At 48.8% G+C, this 16121-nt stretch carries 16 protein-coding genes and 1 tRNA gene; 10 read left to right on the top strand and 7 right to left on the bottom strand.

From position 1 onward, the window contains the following. The first annotated feature begins 168 nt into the window (after window positions 1–168). From CWO84_RS10640 to CWO84_RS10615, 5 genes are all read left to right on the top strand, one after another. Window positions 169–405, top strand: a complete 237-nt coding sequence (locus CWO84_RS10640; RefSeq protein ID WP_101052626.1) for a hypothetical protein — start codon at window positions 169–171, stop codon at window positions 403–405. After that, on the top strand, window positions 402–860 hold the full coding sequence (locus CWO84_RS10635) for a hypothetical protein (RefSeq protein WP_101052625.1): 459 nt from the start codon (window positions 402–404) through the stop codon (window positions 858–860). Before CWO84_RS10640 ends, CWO84_RS10635 begins: the two co-directional genes overlap by 4 nt. A gap of 306 nt (window positions 861–1166) precedes the next feature. Further along, a complete protein-coding gene (locus CWO84_RS10625) occupies window positions 1167–2195 on the top strand; it encodes a site-specific integrase (protein ID WP_101052623.1) in 1029 nt (342 codons plus the stop codon). A gap of 144 nt (window positions 2196–2339) precedes the next feature. Further along, window positions 2340–2891 (top strand): hypothetical protein, encoded by a 552-nt coding sequence (locus CWO84_RS10620; RefSeq protein WP_101052622.1) that lies wholly within the window; start codon window positions 2340–2342, stop codon window positions 2889–2891. A 1491-nt stretch (window positions 2892–4382) separates the two neighbouring features. Beyond that, the gene (locus tag CWO84_RS10615; RefSeq protein WP_101052620.1) at window positions 4383–4646 is read left to right on the top strand and encodes a hypothetical protein; all 264 of its coding nucleotides are present in this window, start codon (window positions 4383–4385) and stop codon (window positions 4644–4646) included. 174 nt (window positions 4647–4820) lie between these two features. Here the strand turns inward: CWO84_RS10615 and CWO84_RS10610 are convergent, their stop codons facing one another. The 4 genes from CWO84_RS10610 to CWO84_RS10595 form a co-directional block, all read right to left on the bottom strand. Then, a complete protein-coding gene (locus CWO84_RS10610) occupies window positions 4821–5594 on the bottom strand; it encodes a PEP-CTERM sorting domain-containing protein (protein ID WP_101052618.1) in 774 nt (257 codons plus the stop codon). A gap of 158 nt (window positions 5595–5752) precedes the next feature. Next, window positions 5753–5830 (bottom strand) — tRNA-Met (locus CWO84_RS10605). A 52-nt stretch (window positions 5831–5882) separates the two neighbouring features. Next, on the bottom strand, window positions 5883–6974 hold the full coding sequence (ychF, locus tag CWO84_RS10600; protein WP_033159313.1) for a redox-regulated ATPase YchF: 1092 nt from the start codon (window positions 6972–6974) through the stop codon (window positions 5883–5885). A 141-nt stretch (window positions 6975–7115) separates the two neighbouring features. Beyond that, complete coding sequence (locus tag CWO84_RS10595; protein ID WP_020481912.1) at window positions 7116–7982, bottom strand: hypothetical protein; 867 nt, start codon at window positions 7980–7982, stop codon at window positions 7116–7118. A gap of 103 nt (window positions 7983–8085) precedes the next feature. Between CWO84_RS10595 and CWO84_RS10590 the strand changes: the two genes are divergently transcribed. Next, complete coding sequence (locus CWO84_RS10590; RefSeq protein WP_033159314.1) at window positions 8086–8697, top strand: tetratricopeptide repeat protein; 612 nt, start codon at window positions 8086–8088, stop codon at window positions 8695–8697. 133 nt (window positions 8698–8830) lie between these two features. Here the strand turns inward: CWO84_RS10590 and CWO84_RS10585 are convergent, their stop codons facing one another. The 3 genes from CWO84_RS10585 to CWO84_RS10575 are packed head-to-tail and all read right to left on the bottom strand — an operon-like array spanning window position 8831 to window position 11330. Then, the gene (locus tag CWO84_RS10585; RefSeq protein ID WP_033159315.1) at window positions 8831–10030 is read right to left on the bottom strand and encodes a sensor domain-containing diguanylate cyclase; all 1200 of its coding nucleotides are present in this window, start codon (window positions 10028–10030) and stop codon (window positions 8831–8833) included. Beyond that, window positions 10030–10899: an HDOD domain-containing protein gene (locus CWO84_RS10580; RefSeq protein ID WP_033159316.1), complete on the bottom strand. Its 870-nt coding sequence runs from the start codon at window positions 10897–10899 to the stop codon at window positions 10030–10032. Before CWO84_RS10580 ends, CWO84_RS10585 begins: the two co-directional genes overlap by 1 nt. After that, on the bottom strand, window positions 10899–11330 hold the full coding sequence (locus tag CWO84_RS10575) for a protein YgfX (protein WP_129871411.1): 432 nt from the start codon (window positions 11328–11330) through the stop codon (window positions 10899–10901). The genes CWO84_RS10580 and CWO84_RS10575 overlap by 1 nt, the downstream gene beginning before the upstream one ends. A gap of 77 nt (window positions 11331–11407) precedes the next feature. Here CWO84_RS10575 and CWO84_RS10570 point away from each other — a divergent pair, with 77 nt between their 5' ends. From CWO84_RS10570 to CWO84_RS10555, 4 genes are all read left to right on the top strand, one after another. After that, complete coding sequence (locus CWO84_RS10570) at window positions 11408–12352, top strand: folate-binding protein YgfZ (protein ID WP_051670507.1); 945 nt, start codon at window positions 11408–11410, stop codon at window positions 12350–12352. A gap of 23 nt (window positions 12353–12375) precedes the next feature. Further along, a complete protein-coding gene (locus tag CWO84_RS10565) occupies window positions 12376–13218 on the top strand; it encodes an HDOD domain-containing protein (RefSeq protein ID WP_020481918.1) in 843 nt (280 codons plus the stop codon). A 13-nt stretch (window positions 13219–13231) separates the two neighbouring features. Next, window positions 13232–14206, top strand: a complete 975-nt coding sequence (locus CWO84_RS10560) for a COX15/CtaA family protein (RefSeq protein WP_101052616.1) — start codon at window positions 13232–13234, stop codon at window positions 14204–14206. Window positions 14207–14327: 121 nt separating this feature from the next. Beyond that, entirely contained in the window at window positions 14328–16076 is a 1749-nt protein-coding gene (locus CWO84_RS10555; protein ID WP_101052615.1) for a DEAD/DEAH box helicase, read from the top strand. Window positions 16077–16121 lie beyond the last annotated feature (45 nt).

Below are 16121 nucleotides of genomic sequence, written 5' to 3'. Positions count from 1 at the left end.
TGATGATTTTAGGGATTTGCTGTTTTGTCTCTCAAATCAGGCATATGCGGTAGTCGGCGTGGCGGGAATATGCGCAAGCGCGACAGATCGGTTAATTCACCCTGAACGATACGTCAAGACTGGCATAGATAACCCGCAGGATACCAGCGCACAAAAAGGCGGTGAGGCATGAATAACAACAAATTAGCGCTAGATAGACAAGAGTTTGCAAATGCAATTTCAATAAGCCTGCGAACTCTTGACCAAATGATCAAAGATGGCAAGGTGCCACCGCCTTCGAGCAAAGTGCCTAAGCATGTGTGGCCGGTTGCGGTGATCGAGAATTGGCTTCTCGAAGAATACAACTTGACTGATGAAACCACAAAAGCTGAAAAGAAACGCGGTCGTAAGAGGTTAGCAATATGAGCGCCGCGACTTTTGTAAAACCCATCTGCACCGGCCAGACCGTGATAGATGTGATTATGCAATCTGCCGAGCGCGCGAGCGGTGTGCTTGAACTGGCATTACAGCGCCTGATGAATGGCGACAACACCGATCAAGATCTGTTCTACGCCCTGTGTGAAATGACGGATATTCGGGCCATCACCGAGGCGTATCAAGACGGTGAGTATGACCAGTCAGAGTCAAACCAGCCGGAGGCAAAACTAACTTATGCTGCCAACCCCGCTGAGGCCTGCCCGGAAGTTGCCATCTTGGCCAAGCTAATCAACTTTGCCGAAATCACTGTCGAACAAGCCGCAGGAATCGACGCCGAATTGAAGCGATACCGAGCTGCAGCGGTAGTCAATGGTTCTGCCCCTGTACTTGAAGCCGAAACCGAGAAAGCGTCCCGACCATCAAGGACTTCTCGGTCTAAATAAAATTGCAAGACTGATAGGCAGCTCAGTTCCTTCATTTTATGCCGGTAATCTTCACTTATTGCTGGCTTTTTTTTCTCAATCAATTGTAAACATAAGCGCCATGAAAACACTTAATCTTCAAGACGCAGCTGAACTGCTAATGATCCACCCAACTACCCTATTGGTGAAAGCGAAAGCCGGCGAGATACCAGGCGCAAAACCGGGGAAGTGTTGGGTTTTTATTGATGTCGATTTGCTGGATTGGCTGCGGTCGCAGTACGCCTACAGGCCTCGGGAATCAGCCGACAATCAAACAGGAGAATCACTATGCTCTTTAAAAGACCAACAAGCAGCTATTGGTATTATAAATTTACCGTCAAGGGAAAAGTTGTATACCGCAGCACTGGAACCAGCGACAAAGAAAAAGCGCAGGAAATAGCCGACAAGGCAAAAGCCGCGACTCGCGATGTCGTCAAGCTGGGCAATAAACAGCGGTATCTGTGGCAAGATGCCGTTTTAAAGTGGGTATCTGAGTCCGAAAAGCGGTCTATCGATACCGACAAGTATCACCTGAAGTGGCTGAGAACGTACCTTGATGATGTTTACCTTGACGACATCAACGAAGATTTGATCGAGAAAATCATCAAGGCAAAACTCAAGGTAGCCGGCAAGACCAGGGTAAACCGAACCACTGAGCTGATCCGGTCGATACTGAATAAGGCCATGAAGGAATGGAAGTGGATCGATGCAACGCCGCATATCCGCCGATTCAAGGAAGGCAATCACCGTTTGCGATGGTTGACGCAAGAAGAGGCGGCAAGGCTGATCGAAGAACTGCCCGATCATACGAAGGCTATGGCGCTGTTTACGCTGGCTACCGGCTTGCGGGAATCCAATGTCACACACCTGGAATGGGCGCAAGTCGATATGCAGCGCAAGATAGCCTGGATACACGCCGACCAGGCCAAGGCCGGCAAAGTGATACGGGTACCGCTCAATCAGGATGCTATCGACGTTCTGGTTGGGCAAATAGGGAAGCACCAAACGCGGGTATTCACTTACCGTGGCAGACCGGTCGAGAAGGTAGGCACCCATTATTGGCGGGAAGCACTCAAACGAGCCGATATTGAAAACTTCACCTGGCACGGTCTACGGCATACCTGGGCCAGTTGGCACGTTCAAGCCGGAACACCCTTAAATGTTCTGCAAGAACTCGGCGGCTGGTCAAGCTACGATATGGTTTTGCGTTACGCGCACTTGGCGCCAGACCATCTTAGCGATTATGCCAGCAATATCTCTATGCAATCAATGCGGCCCTGTGCCTCAAACCCTATGCTTAGGCTGCTTAGCGCCTAGGACTTTTAAGCCGATAGTCTTTTGCTGATCCTGACGACATTGACTTAGTTAAGCTGGGTTCACATATCCAGAGCCGGGAAACCCCCGGCTTTTTTGTGCCTGCCATTTGTTATTGTACTATTCCGCATTGATACAATTAGAATCATGAAAAATACCGTAAATCGTCAAGTCATTTTGAAATATCTGTCCGAGCCGAACGCCGATTGCGGGGCTCCACCGTACAGCGCTTCGGACCTACATTACATGCTTGAACATGGTTATGATTGGCACGGTGTAGATAAAAAGCCGGTGAGCATTAGCCAAATAAATCGAACGCTGCGCGATCTTCATGCCGCTGGCTTGATTGTGTTCGAACTCAAGATAACTGACACCACACAGAATAAGTTGCCTCAACGAGTCAAATACTGGCAGCTTGCCGACGAGGTAGAACGAAACAAGTTGCTTAGCGAAGTGAATGACGCTTGCTGGCTGGCGAGACGTGCGCACGGCGTTCTGTTATTTGGTGGCCTGGTCGAAAAGCCCATGGATGAAGGCCAAAAGGAGCAGGTTATCAAAAATCTCAAGGCCCTGATGCAACGAACCCACCCGGACAAGGTGGAAGGCTTCACTGAACAATTTAAACAGCTCCAGGAGTCGCTGGCATACGTTCGCAGCAACATAGACCTGCTTAGCGCTCCCGCCAAGCAGTTGCAGTAATCTCCCTCGGAACATTGCCTCAGTGACGCCCAATCCAAGGCATAAACTATCAGCTTTAAAACCAGAAATATCGCCATGATGACCATGCCAAAGCCACGCACACCGCCGCCACCTCGACCAGGCTGGAATTACGATACCTACTTCCTGGAGCAGTTGGCTAAGGCCAAGGAACGAAAGCGGTAGCAGTTGTCGGGTGAGGTTTCGTTCTTCATCAGGAGGCGCCGGCATACGTTCGCAGCAATATCGACTTGACGGTAGGTCCAGCCAAACAGTTACAGGGCTAATACCTGGAATTCCCGGTTCTTAAATATCATCCGCTTAAATCGAAAGCGCGCTTTCGTTTTTATAGCCCATCAAATGCCGCTCGTTCCGCGAATTTACTGGGCTTGAGAGGTTTTGTATCATCCCGCGTTGATACAGTTACAAGGCCAATAACCGGAATTCCGGGTATTGAGTCAAAACAAGGCTTTGATAGGTGAAGGGGAATTTCCCCGTTCCTATATTAGCTGCGGAAGTGATGACGCAAACGATCTAAGTCATTGAAACAATTGAATTCGTCCAAATTGGACGGATGACGTCGGTATTGCCGACTCCAAGGGGTTGCGTACAAAGCAGGCCCTTTGATTGTATTCAACTCGCCACCACCTTGCGACATTGAAAGGGTCCGATTTTAATTCCGACCCTTTCACATCTGAACGCGATAGCGTAAATCCGCTATCGGTCTTGAAATATGGTTCAGCGCCAATGAGTTCCGATAATTCGTCGGAATTGTGATTGCTCCCCAATATCGGGGAGCAAGAAAACTGTTTCAAGCGGATAAAGTATCACTGCCGATGGGGTGCAAAAGCTGCACCCCATCAGTAACGCAAGTTTTGCGTTACCTTTATTTGCAAGGCCTTAGGAATGTCGCGGAAATACGCGGCATTGGTTGTGATGAGCGCCCTAGTTTTAATCGAGGCTGTCTCGATAACGCAAAATTGCTTTATCCATGGATTCAATGGCTTAGGAGAAGGCAACTCAAAAATGAGTTATCTTAAAATTCAAGATGTTGGGGCCATTTTTTAACGCCAGAGGACGGTCCAAATCTGGGCCGTGTAGGATCCGTAAGATTTAACGGCGTCTATATCTCGATAAAGGAAAGGATGACCGAGTTTCCGGTCATCAAGCAAATTCAAGGGGTTGAAAAAGATGATGGAGATTTCCGCCATGTAGATGGCTGACTTTTCAGCCATCCATAACTCAATCGGTTACCCATAAAAAAGCCGGCAAGCCCCCGTATAAGGCTTGCCGGCTGGTGCATCCTTGCAATTTCATGAGCTGACAAGATGCCGACCCGATCATTGGGGAGAGCGGGCCGACTGCGATCAATCGCCATTGAACGCAAGGTAAGTATATCGAGGAGGAAATTGGATAATTGTGGAGGTTTCCGTTTGCTCTTAGTTAGTTATCATATTTAAACTAGGACTTCATTAATCATGGAAACTAAACCAAATGGCTATTTATCGCAAAGATCATGTCGACCCTTATTTGAAAGAATTAGAGTCCTATTATTGGAATGTACGTCGCGCTGTCGAAGGCGATACACCTAGTCCAAACCTTGCACATCAGTATCATGCCTCGCCTGATGAGTTTGCCAAGCATTATTGCGATATTGACATGGATCGCGTCGAACGAGAGCTTGGTAGATTTAAGGCCACAGTTGACGGGCTAAAACAACTTAAGAAAAAAGCATCAAAATCCACGCATAGGCCCTGATGACTATCAACTAAGAGACTCTCACCATACGCAATTAATTTTACACTGGCCTTGGGGTACTCGTTTATCTTAGTGGCCCAAATTTGCTAAAGCGTACCGATTCCAATACCAGTGTTACTGAGGCGTGAAAAGTTGGTTGGCAACGGTTTCAGAACCCATTCGCCAACCAAACTGCTAGTCAGCAGAGCGCGATACTTTTCTAGCCCGATCAACCACCAACAAGCCAAAGCCGCTGAGGAATAGCCAAATAATGCTCGGTTCGGGGACGGTAACAACTGCTACGTCGCCGTCGCGGACTGCCCAGGCAAATGTGCCATCACCATAAGCTCCAGTACCTGCGGAGTATTTTTGAAGATAATATTGAGAGCCGTAATTTGTATAAAAGACCCAAGCATAGCCGTCGGAAATTGGAGCATATTCATTACCAAACCAGTACGCGGATGACTGCAAGTTATGCACCAATCCTACATCAAATTGACCACCAATATGTCCATTACCAAAAATTCCATAATCAGCTTGATAGCCACCAGTTGCACTGAGAATACTTTTTAGGTCAAGGTTAACATGAAACATGTAAGCCAGCTCGGATGTGCTGGTGTCGACATTTTGACCACAGTCAGTTCCATTGTTTGAAGCGTTACATCCAAGCGTCCCGCTATCAAACATCGACGGTAGTCGCCAATCACTATAATCAATATTCCTTACATCATCATGGTAGACCAAATTTTCCGCCCAGGTTTGCGCTTGGTTCCAGGTCATATTGCCGTAAATATTACCGTTATAAACAGTTGTTCTCGCGTAGTTGGCGTCTTGGAGCCAAGTTACATTAAGTCTATCGTCATACAGCAGTCCACCGCCCCTGTCGTACAAAGCGGCGCTAGCCGATCCGGCAAACCCGATGCTGAGAACCAGAGTAGACGCTAATGCAGTTTGACTGAAATTGAACATCCCTTTGCCTTTTTGGTTTTCTGAATTAATTGTTGAAATCGATTAACACACCTCAATTTGTTGAGGATTGTCGAGAATTGTTATCTCTTACTGTGACGTGAGTGTGACGCAGGCATAAAAAAAGGACTGGGCAAATAGCCTAAGTCCTTGTTTTTAAATGGTGGCGATACCGGGGATCGAACCTGGAACCTCGGGGTTATGAATCCCGCGCTCTAACCGGATTGAGCTATATCGCCACTGGGAACAGCTTTGAAAAGACGCGCATTATAGGGCGCGTCTTTTCCATTGTCAAACATTGAAACGAAAGTGCATCACGTCACCATCCTGGACTTTGTACTCCTTGCCTTCCAACCGCCATTTACCGGCGTCTTTGGCTCCTTGTTCGCCGTTGTAAGCTATAAAATCCGCATAAGACACAACTTCGGCGCGGATGAACCCCTTTTCGAAATCGGAGTGAATCACGCCCGCGGCTTGCGGCGCGGTGGCGTTGACAGGGATCGTCCAAGCTCTGACTTCTTTGACGCCAGCGGTAAAATAAGTCGATAGATTCAACAACTCGTAGCCGGCACGTACCACCCTATTCAAGCCAGGCTCTTCCAAGCCCAAGTCTTCGAGAAATTCTTTCTTTTCGTCTTCATCAAGTTGCACGATTTCGGCTTCTATAGCCGCACAAACAGCGACGACCTTGGAGCCTTCTTTCTCGGCAAACGCTTTGACTTTGTCCAGCATCGGATTGTTCTCAAAACCGTCGTCTTGAACATTGGCAACATACAGCGTCGGCTTGATCGTGATCAGGCACAATTCCTTGATAAGCTTGGCTTCATCTTCGCTTAAACCCAAAGTACGCACGGCTTCACCGGCATTGAGATGTTCCAGCACCCGTTCCAGAACTTCCTTTCTGGCCAGCTCGTCCTTGTTGCCGGACTTTGAAGCCTTTGCGGCTTTTTGCAGTGCTCTTTCGACGGAAGACATGTCGGCCAGAGCCAATTCGGTATTGATGACTTCGATATCGTTGATCGGATCGACTTTGCCGGCAACGTGAATCACGTTGTCGTCATCAAAACAGCGCACCACATGCACAACGGCATCGGTTTCGCGGATATTACCGAGAAATTGGTTGCCCAAGCCTTCGCCTTTCGACGCGCCGGCCACTAATCCGGCGATGTCGACAAACTCAATGGTGGTCGGTAACACGCGTTCTGGATTGACGATGGCCGCCAGTTTATCCATTCGTGGATCAGGAACCGGCACCACACCTACGTTTGGGTCTATCGTGCAAAAAGGATAGTTTTCAGCCGCAATGGTGGCTTTGGTCAGCGCGTTGAACAGAGTTGATTTACCGACGTTGGGCAGCCCAACGATTCCGCAATGTAGTGCCATGAATTTTATACAGAAGGATTAATTTAACAGGAGCCGGATAAACCGGAAGAGTGCGGGCGCGATTATACAGAGAATTTACGGATATGACCGCGCCGACACGAGGAGTAGCGCATCGTTTAAAGACGATGCGCTATCGGATTGTTACTTGACTTGCAAAACACCACCTTGACCGCTGCCGCCACCGCCCTGTACTTCCTGCGCTTTATAGTTTCTGAGCGATTGGACCATATTGTTATAGGCATCAAAAAAGGCTGCCGCGGTAGCTATGCCTTCCGGGGTTCTGCTGTACATGCCTATGCTACCCCCGGCCGCGCCGGCAAAAAGTCCGCCCCAACCGCCAAACGCGCCGCCGCCCGAGGTACTCATATTGTTCGCGGTGGCACTGCCTTGGGAAATGGCAATTTGTACGGTTGAACGAATATCGGTCAGTGTCAGTGCCACATCGGTAGTTCTCGTTTCCACGGCATGCGAAACCGCACCGGCAATGGCGCCTAGACCGCCTAACCCGGCAGCACCTAATCCGGCACCGATTAATCCGGCCCCGATCGAGCCTCCTTGTCCGCCTGTCGATTCGTTAGCGACGATAATCTGCGGGTCAAGTAAATAGTCTGCGGCAACACGTTGGCCTTTGTGTTGTTTTGAACCTGACCGATATTCTCCGGAGTTTCTTTGTTGGTCGGTGATTCTATCCAGCATGGCGCTGGTGCTCATATTGCCAATACCGGTGATAATAAAACAATTGGATTGCTGTACCGCCAAGCGGATTAACGGATCAACTGTGGTTACACCTGATGCTCCCGAAAAACGGCCGTCGCTGACCGCTAAGGTACCCAATGGGCTGGCGCAGCGCTCCAAAGACTTATTGGCGTTGACGCTGGTCGCTCCGCCGGCAGAGCCAGAGACTAAATTTGAACTACCACCTGTCTGCAAGCCAGGCTGTTGCGCGCAGCCGGCAAAAGCAAAAACAGAGACCAGTAATGATAAATCTCGAATTGATTTAACGCTCATCCAAAAAACTCCAAAAAATTGCCGTTCAGTTAATGACGCCTAGCAAACTAAAAAATTCGAGCGATAATAGACCAAAACTTATGAAAAGAAAAAGGAAATACTCATGCATTCAAAAAAGCCTTTTTTGTCAACGCTATTTGTATTATTCGTAGCGTTTGGCCTTGTCGCGTGTACACATCAAGAGAAACAAGTTAAGTCTGACACGATTAGAATTTGCGACGAGAATGGCTGTGCGGATCGCCCGAAAGACTATGCCTCTTTTCAGCCGGAACCGGCAATGTCCGCCGAAGACGCTGCAAGAATCAAAGCACTTGAAGAATTGGCCACAAACGACCCCCGTGCCGCTTATGACCTTGCCCTACGTTTTTTCAGAGGTGACGGTGTTCGTCAGGATACTTATAAATCGATCAAATGGATGCGTGAATCCGCCGAGAAAGGCAACTTCGAAGCGCAAAAAGCCTTGGGTAGGGTCTATCTGACGGGTCTCGGTGAAATGGGCTCCGATCCGGGCGAGGCTGAAAAATGGTTGTCCATTACCGCCAACAAAGGCGACAAAGAAGCAAGCAGTTTACTTAAAGAGGCAGTAAAAGCTCGCCAATCGGAGCAAGCCGATTACCAATGGCGGAGACGATGGCAACAGATTTTTTACAACAACTGGTATTCCGGCTATCGCTACAATTGGTATTGGGGAACCGGGAGGTGGTATTTGTATTAATCTGAACAAACTCCGGTATTTGCTTAATTAAAAACCAAGTACCAGAATCGCAACGATCCCCCGTTTTACGCGAAGTGTAAAAATTCACAATTTTAGCTACGGAATCAGGTTACGAATAACCCAAAGAATGTCTTTAACCCTGATCTGAGCAGGCTTCGCCGAATACTATTGTTTTATCTCGGCCACTTGCTTTGGCTTGATACAAGGCGGCATCGGCGTAATTAATCATTTGATCGATGTCCGGCGTTTGTTCGGATTGAACCAAGTCGCCATTCAGGCAATACAAGCCAATACTCAGGGTCAAATTAACCACCTCTTTATCGATAGTCCATTCCAGAGCTTTAATTTCCTGCCGAATACGTTCCGCGAATGTTTTACCGCTATCGCAACGGGTGTTGGTAAAAATAGCGACAAACTCCTCACCACCAAAACGCACCAGAATATCGGTATTGCGGACTTGTCGCTTTAACGCGTTAGCCACGCCGGTTAATACTTGATCGCCGAACAAATGGCCGAAGCGATCATTAATTACTTTGAAATGATCGATGTCCATCACCAGCAGACAAAAACTAGTTTTGTAGCGCTTATGATGAGCGATAACGACTTCGACTTGGTCGTAAAAATACCGCCGATTATGCAGGCCTGTTAATTGGTCATGCATGGACATACTGGCAAAATGATCTTTAAGTTGATTGGTTTCGGCGACCAAGCTCTCCAACTCGGCCGTCCTCAACGCAATTTGCTGTTCCATTTGCTGAACCAGGCGCCGAGTGGTGATCAACTGACCAAGAATGTTTTTATAGACTTCCAATAAACGAATATGCCAATCGCTGAAGTAATTTGCTTGCGGATGCGATACGTTTAAAACGCCAATCAGAGTGCGGTTGAAGGTAAAAACCGGCACGCTGATAATTGAGCCGGGCGATTGGTTCACGTTTCCAGTTTTTTCAAATCGCTTATCTTCATGACAATTTTGACAATGTTGCAAAACACCGGTCGCAGCAGCCGCACCAATCAAGCCTTCCCCGACTTTAAAGCGCAAAGGCCTATCAACATTTGGTTCAGTATTGCCCAACTCACGAACACTAATACCGGCGACATTGCTTAATAAGCCTTCACTATCCACGATAAAAAAAGAGCAGCGTTCCATGTCTTGATATTGGATAAGACTTGCCAAAGCCTGTCTGATTAGGGCTTTTTCATCATCGACTTGATAGTCGATTTCGGACAGTTGTTTAACTGCGGACAGCGCATTGACGAGGTCGATCAGCAAATCTTGCATGCCGAAGCCCGCTAGTTTGGCATCTTGACTGTCTGCGCTGTGCTGATTCATCAATTCCCCATGATGGCTGCAAGTTTTTGCATAGCCGGCTGATTTTCGCCCAGTTGTTCGGCTAGCTCGCGTATATTTTCCAACGGTAACTTAATTTTCCGGCATTCCGGCTCAAACTCTTGCAGATTAATCGATTCACCGGCAATCACGGCTGCGCTTAATCGCTCACAAACCCTCAATAAAATCAGCAAGGGCAGTTCTTTACCGTCAAAATCCTTATTTTCATAATTTTGTAATAGAAGCTGATACAAAGCCGGCAAATGCCATTTATGCAATAAAAAATGACCGATTTGATAATGGCTCTGCCCCATTTGTCGAGAAATTCCCTCACTCACCGGCAAGCGAGTTTTTTTGCTCTCGACAAAAACCTCATGCAACTCTTCGGGCTGCAAATAGCCGAGCACCAATACGCCGATATTGAGCAGCAATCCGCCGGAATAAATAGTCGATGGCGTAAACTCGCGCAATTGCGGAATTTCGGCTGCCAATTTTTGCGCGGATACTGCCGTTGTTAATGAGCGTATCCAAAAATACTCGGCGTCGAATCCTTGGCATTTACGCGTATCAAATTGAACATTAAAAATAATTGCCATTGCCAGGGCTTTTACTAAATCCAGGCCCAGGACCTGAAAAATGGCGGTACGAATGTCTGAGACATTACGGCCTCGGGCAAAGTAGGCCGAATTCGCTAATCCAAGCAATCTGGCGACCAAACCAGGCGATAACGATAAGGCATCCGCCAGCTTTTCTATGGGTATGTCCGGCGTGTTAATGGCACCCAGAATTCGCAGACTCGCCTCGGGCAAAACCGGCAAGTTTTTCAGCGAACTCATCTGCAATTCAATTGTTTGCTTTACACCGGCATTCATCAACCATGACCATGACCTGAAATAATTAAACAAACCGAGAGTTTGCGGTAATCGTTGTTACTCATTGCATCTTTGGGAATTATCATCGATTGACGCCTCCCTTTATCATGCACCCAATGCAGCGCGATTAGTAATCCGGTTACCACAGTTGATGCTTGAATCTCGATAGACTGGTAATGGTCGCCACTTCCCAGCAGCGACCATCCGTGCTGAGGAGTATAGCGCAGATATGCGCCGCCAATTTTGCCGGATGCCATATTGCTTCGCCAACTCAAAAATACCGCCATCGTTAGCAAGCATTGGTAAGGCATCGGCAGCGCGTTTAGCCAACATGCCGCCAGCGTCACCGCGTGGATGGCGCTAACGATGAATGTCAGCGCCCGTGAGCGCCCCACTGTAAAATTCATGCTCTGTTCAAGATTTTTCGACACAATCGCCGCACCTTTTTCGAGCTAAGGTAAACTACCCTGCTAAATTATGTTCACGTATTCCTACAAACCTTACCGCCATGCTTGAAGACCGGAAAGTTCACACAAACGCTTTTAGCGAACCCAATGCACTTGCTTTATCCAGAAAAGTATTCGCATCCACCGGCCTGAGCCTCATAGAAGTCAGCGGTCAGGATGCCGCAAAACTCTTACAAGGCCAGCTAACATGTAACATTAACGATTTATCGGCATCGCAAGCCAGTATAGCTGGATTCTGCAACGCCAAAGGCCGGGTCATCAGTACGCTATTGGTGGTTAAATCGCTGGAATCTTTTTACCTGATACTGCCTGCGGACTTACTCGACACCGTGTTAAAAAAATTGCGAATGTACGTGCTGCGAGCCGATGCAAAATTGCATGATCAAACCGGAAACATGCATATCCTGGGCATATCGGGTCTTTCGCCTGAGTTCGACGTTCCGACAGACAATTTCGCAATCGGGCAAATACCGTTAACGACCATTAAGTTACCCGGCGCGCCGCGCCATCTGCTATTGGGTACGTCTGATCAGATCGATGAATTTACCGGATTACTGTTTAGCCGATACGCTTTCGAATCCGGCTGCCTGGACGAGTGGCGCTATCAAGACATCTCCACTGCCCTGCCCTGGTTTGATATTAGCCAATCGGAACAACATATTCCGCAGATGTTGGGTATTGACCAGCTTGGCGGCATCAGTTTCAGTAAAGGCTGTTACACAGGTCAGGAAATCGTGGCCCGCAGTCACTATTTGGGCAAAGTCAAACGCGCCTTGTTTATTGCCGAATGCCGTCAATCAGCAAGCGACGTCATTAACGGCTGTAAGGTGTTGGACGGCATTTCTCAGCAAAATATGGGGTGCGTACTGACGAACGCGGTCTGGACCGGAATAAACCGTGCGCTGTTGGTCCTGCAAATAGTTGATGGACTGCCAAAAAACCTTATACTTGATGACGACTATCGTACGCCTATCGCGATAATTTAGGATCAATAGCGGAAATTCAATCCATGCAATTCAAATCTGTTCAAGACTTTTTAGTCCATGTGCAAGCGGAACTAGACGCCAACCGATTAATCCTGCCTACCTTGCCGGATGTCGCCATCAAAGTCCGCGACGCTGTCAGTAAAGGCGATGCCACCGCGCAAAGCCTGGCCGAGATCATCGCAACCGACGCCGCCATTTCCGCCCGTTTGATACAAGTGGCCAACAGCCCTCTGTATCGCGGCACCATGGAAATCAAGAATATCCAAATGGCCGTAACCCGGCTCGGCAACAACACCATTCGCACGCTGATTACCAGCTTGATCATGCAGCAAATGTTCACGCCTACCACGGCGCTACTGGAAGGCTATTTCCGCAGCACCTGGGAGCAAGGCGTCAATGTCTCGGCGATCAGCCGGGCTTTGGCTGCATTCGTGCCGCATTTAAACGCCGACGAAGCCATGCTGGCCGGGCTAATCCATCAAATCGGTAAATTACCAATATTGACACTAGTCGAGAAAATTCCGGAATTTAGAGATAGCCCATCCCGATTAGACAAGCTGCTGGAGAAAGCCCACCCGCATGTCGGGAAACTGATCATGAACACCTGGAATTTCCCGGAAGAACTTAAATTGGTGCCTTCCGAATATGTAGATTTTCAGCGCGACTCAGGCTCTAAAGCCGATTATGTCGACTTGGTGCAAGTCGCTTTTCTGCAAAGCATCGCCGGCACCGATCACCCCGCCTGCCGCGTCGATTGGAACACCGTACCGGCCTTTGTTAAATTGGGCATCCAGCCCGATACCGAAATTTTGGAAATTGAAGGAGTCTCGGAAGAGATCGAGCTTGCCCATTCAATGTTCCTTTGAGACATAACAACACATGATAGACGCCCACGACGCCGCCCGGTTTCGCCGCTTAGGCACACTAACCATCTTTGCTGTGTATTTCGTGATTCTGGTTGGAGGCATTGTCCGCGCCTCTGGTGCCGGCATGGGCTGTCCGGACTGGCCGACCTGCTTCGGACAATGGGTGCCACCGACTCACGAGTCGCAATTGCCGGCCAATTACCATGAAATCTATGCGGCGCGCGGTTATGAAACCACCACCTTCAATCCGGTAAAAACCTGGACCGAATATACCAATCGCCTGGTCGGCGTGACGATTGGTTTTCTGATTTTTCTCACCGCCTGGACGTCGCGGGTTTATCTGAAAGCCGACAAAGCGATTTTTTATTTAGCGTTATCGGTATTTTTGCTGGTCGGATTTCAGGGCTGGCTGGGTTCGGCCGTGGTAGCGAGTAACTTAAAGCCCTTGATGATAACGCTGCACATGTTGTTGGCCTTATTTATCGTCGCGCTGCTAATCTACGCGATTGCCAAATCGCAAAAACCCCTACTGCAAGCCATCGATAGCCATTGGCTAACGCCACGTTTTGCTTTGGTTTTGAAAATTGCCATGGCAATGACTTTGCTGCAAGTAGCAATGGGCACCCAAGTCAGGGAAGCGGTCGATTACATTGCTCATGAGCACAGCTATATTGACAGGCAATATTGGCGCGATAGTTTCCCGATCATTTTTTATATTCACCGCTCTTTTTCATCGGTCATTTTGTTCACCAACCTCTGGCTGGCCTGGAAAATCTATCAACAAGCCGACAAACAGAGCCTGCTGTTGCGCACTGCTTATCTTCTAGTGGGATTGATCGTTACCGCCATTTTGGCCGGCGTCAGCCTGGACAGATTGGGATTTCCAGCCGTCGCTCAACCGGTACATTTGTTGATGGCTAATCTGATTTTCGGCGCGCAATTTTTCATCTTTATTTGCTTAAATTACTCGTCTGGAAAAGCAAACTGAACAAGCCAGGATTTTACGGTAATTATCAATAAGTTAAGCAATATCAGACTAAGTTGCGATACAATGCCGGGCATAGCTAGCCCATGGCCGGCAACTCTCTTTTTTTCTACAGGTATTATTAATGTCCGACGCCCCTTCCTCCGCCACGCCTTCCTTTAAAGATTTATCGCTTTCAGACACCATTTTAAAAGCGCTGGAAAGTGTCGGTTACGAAACCCCTTCTCCGATTCAAGCACAGATTATTCCGTTCGTCATGGCTGGTCGCGACGTGTTGGGCCAAGCCCAAACCGGTACGGGTAAAACCGCTGCATTCGCCTTGCCGATTTTGTCGCGTATTAATCTCAATCAAAAAGACCCGCAAGCTTTGGTACTAGCCCCTACGCGCGAATTGGCGATACAGGTTGCCGAGGCTTTCCAAAGTTATGCCGCGCACATCAAAGGCTTTCACGTCTTGCCAATCTACGGCGGCCAGGATTACACCAGCCAGCTACGCCAATTGAATCGCGGTGCGCATGTCGTGGTGGGTACACCGGGACGGGTCATGGACCACATGCGTCGCGGCACGCTAAAACTGGATCAGCTTTCTACCCTGGTCCTGGACGAAGCCGACGAAATGTTGCGGATGGGCTTTATCGATGACGTGGAGTGGATTCTGGAGCAAACCCCATCGACGCGCCAAACTGCGCTGTTCTCGGCCACCATGCCGACCGAAATTCGCAAAATTGCGCAGAAATACCTGAACAATCCCGAACAAGTCACCATCAAGGTCAAAACCGCCACCGCCGCCAATATTCGCCAACGCTATTGGTTTGTCAGCGGCGTGCACAAAATGGACGCGCTGACCCGTATTCTGGAAGCGGAAAACTTCGACGGCATGATCATCTTCGTCAGAACCAAAACCGCCACCATCGAAGTCGCGGAAAAATTGGAAGCACGCGGTTTTTCAGCATCGGCGATCAACGGCGACATGTCGCAAGCCTTGCGCGAGCGGGCTATCGATAATCTGAAAAGCGGTAAACTGGATATTCTGATCGCCACGGACGTTGCGGCCCGTGGTCTGGACGTGGATCGTATCACCCATGTCGTCAATTACGACATCCCTTACGACACCGAATCTTATATCCATCGTATCGGCCGTACCGGTCGTGCCGGCCGCACCGGCGACGCGATTTTGTTTGTCTCGCCGCGCGAAAAACGCCTGCTGGCCAATATCGAGCAAGCCACGAAACAAAAAGTCGAAGAAATGCAGTTGCCTTCCACCGACTTTATCAACAACGCCCGCATCAACCGTTTCAAACAGCGGATTACCGATACACTGGCCGGCGAGGAACTCAGCTTTTACAACCAATTAATCAACCAATATCAGGTTGAGCATAATGTCCCGGCACTTGACATTGCAGCGGCGTTAGCCAAGTTATTGCAAGGCGATACACCTTTGCTGATGAAAGAACCCAGCAGAAAACCGCGTAAAGACGCCGAGGAAAAAGGCCGTTCCGACCGCAATGATCGTGGTGATCGTGGGCCGAGACGGGAAAAAGGTCGCGTCGGCGCGGTAGAAATGGAAACCTTCCGCATCGAAGTAGGCCATGCCGACGGCGTGAAACCAGGCAATATCGTCGGGGCTATCGCCAACGAAACCGGTATAGACGGCGATCATATCGCCCGCATCAAAATCGAGGAGCACTACAGCACCGTAGAACTGCCCGCCGGCATGCCCAAAGACTTGTTCCAGGCCCTGAAAAAAGTCCGGGTAGTCGGTAAACCTTTGGATATATCCAAATTCGACCCGGCTTTGGTGAAAAAAGACAAAAGTAAAAAACGGGTCGGCTCACCATCAAGACGCGGCAAAAATAAAGACCAAGCCGAATAATCGTCCCCTCGGAATGGACTACAAAGGCTTAGGTTGGAAAACCTA

It is taken from the genome of Methylomonas sp. Kb3 (assembly GCF_002834115.1).
Lineage (GTDB): Bacteria > Pseudomonadota > Gammaproteobacteria > Methylococcales > Methylomonadaceae > Methylomonas > Methylomonas defluvii.
Note: the sequence above shows the minus strand (reverse complement) of the source record. Positions and strands in the feature narration are given on the sequence as shown.

What these genes read in the sequence shown, in the direction of transcription:
- ychF (WP_033159313.1), bottom strand. Translation starts at nt 6,974, where the DNA reads ATGGCACTACATTGCGGAATCGTTGGGCTGCCCAACGTCGGTAAATCA.
- CWO84_RS10635 (WP_101052625.1), top strand. Translation starts at nt 402, where the DNA reads ATGAGCGCCGCGACTTTTGTAAAACCCATCTGCACCGGCCAGACCGTG.
- CWO84_RS10555 (WP_101052615.1), top strand. Translation starts at nt 14,328, where the DNA reads ATGTCCGACGCCCCTTCCTCCGCCACGCCTTCCTTTAAAGATTTATCG.
- CWO84_RS10595 (WP_020481912.1), bottom strand. Translation starts at nt 7,982, where the DNA reads ATGAGCGTTAAATCAATTCGAGATTTATCATTACTGGTCTCTGTTTTT.
- CWO84_RS10585 (WP_033159315.1), bottom strand. Translation starts at nt 10,030, where the DNA reads ATGAATCAGCACAGCGCAGACAGTCAAGATGCCAAACTAGCGGGCTTC.
- CWO84_RS10640 (WP_101052626.1), top strand. Translation starts at nt 169, where the DNA reads ATGAATAACAACAAATTAGCGCTAGATAGACAAGAGTTTGCAAATGCA.
- CWO84_RS10565 (WP_020481918.1), top strand. Translation starts at nt 12,376, where the DNA reads ATGCAATTCAAATCTGTTCAAGACTTTTTAGTCCATGTGCAAGCGGAA.
- CWO84_RS10625 (WP_101052623.1), top strand. Translation starts at nt 1,167, where the DNA reads ATGCTCTTTAAAAGACCAACAAGCAGCTATTGGTATTATAAATTTACC.
- CWO84_RS10610 (WP_101052618.1), bottom strand. Translation starts at nt 5,594, where the DNA reads ATGTTCAATTTCAGTCAAACTGCATTAGCGTCTACTCTGGTTCTCAGC.
- CWO84_RS10590 (WP_033159314.1), top strand. Translation starts at nt 8,086, where the DNA reads ATGCATTCAAAAAAGCCTTTTTTGTCAACGCTATTTGTATTATTCGTA.
- CWO84_RS10560 (WP_101052616.1), top strand. Translation starts at nt 13,232, where the DNA reads ATGATAGACGCCCACGACGCCGCCCGGTTTCGCCGCTTAGGCACACTA.
- CWO84_RS10580 (WP_033159316.1), bottom strand. Translation starts at nt 10,899, where the DNA reads ATGAATGCCGGTGTAAAGCAAACAATTGAATTGCAGATGAGTTCGCTG.
- CWO84_RS10620 (WP_101052622.1), top strand. Translation starts at nt 2,340, where the DNA reads ATGAAAAATACCGTAAATCGTCAAGTCATTTTGAAATATCTGTCCGAG.
- CWO84_RS10570 (WP_051670507.1), top strand. Translation starts at nt 11,408, where the DNA reads ATGCTTGAAGACCGGAAAGTTCACACAAACGCTTTTAGCGAACCCAAT.
- CWO84_RS10615 (WP_101052620.1), top strand. Translation starts at nt 4,383, where the DNA reads ATGGCTATTTATCGCAAAGATCATGTCGACCCTTATTTGAAAGAATTA.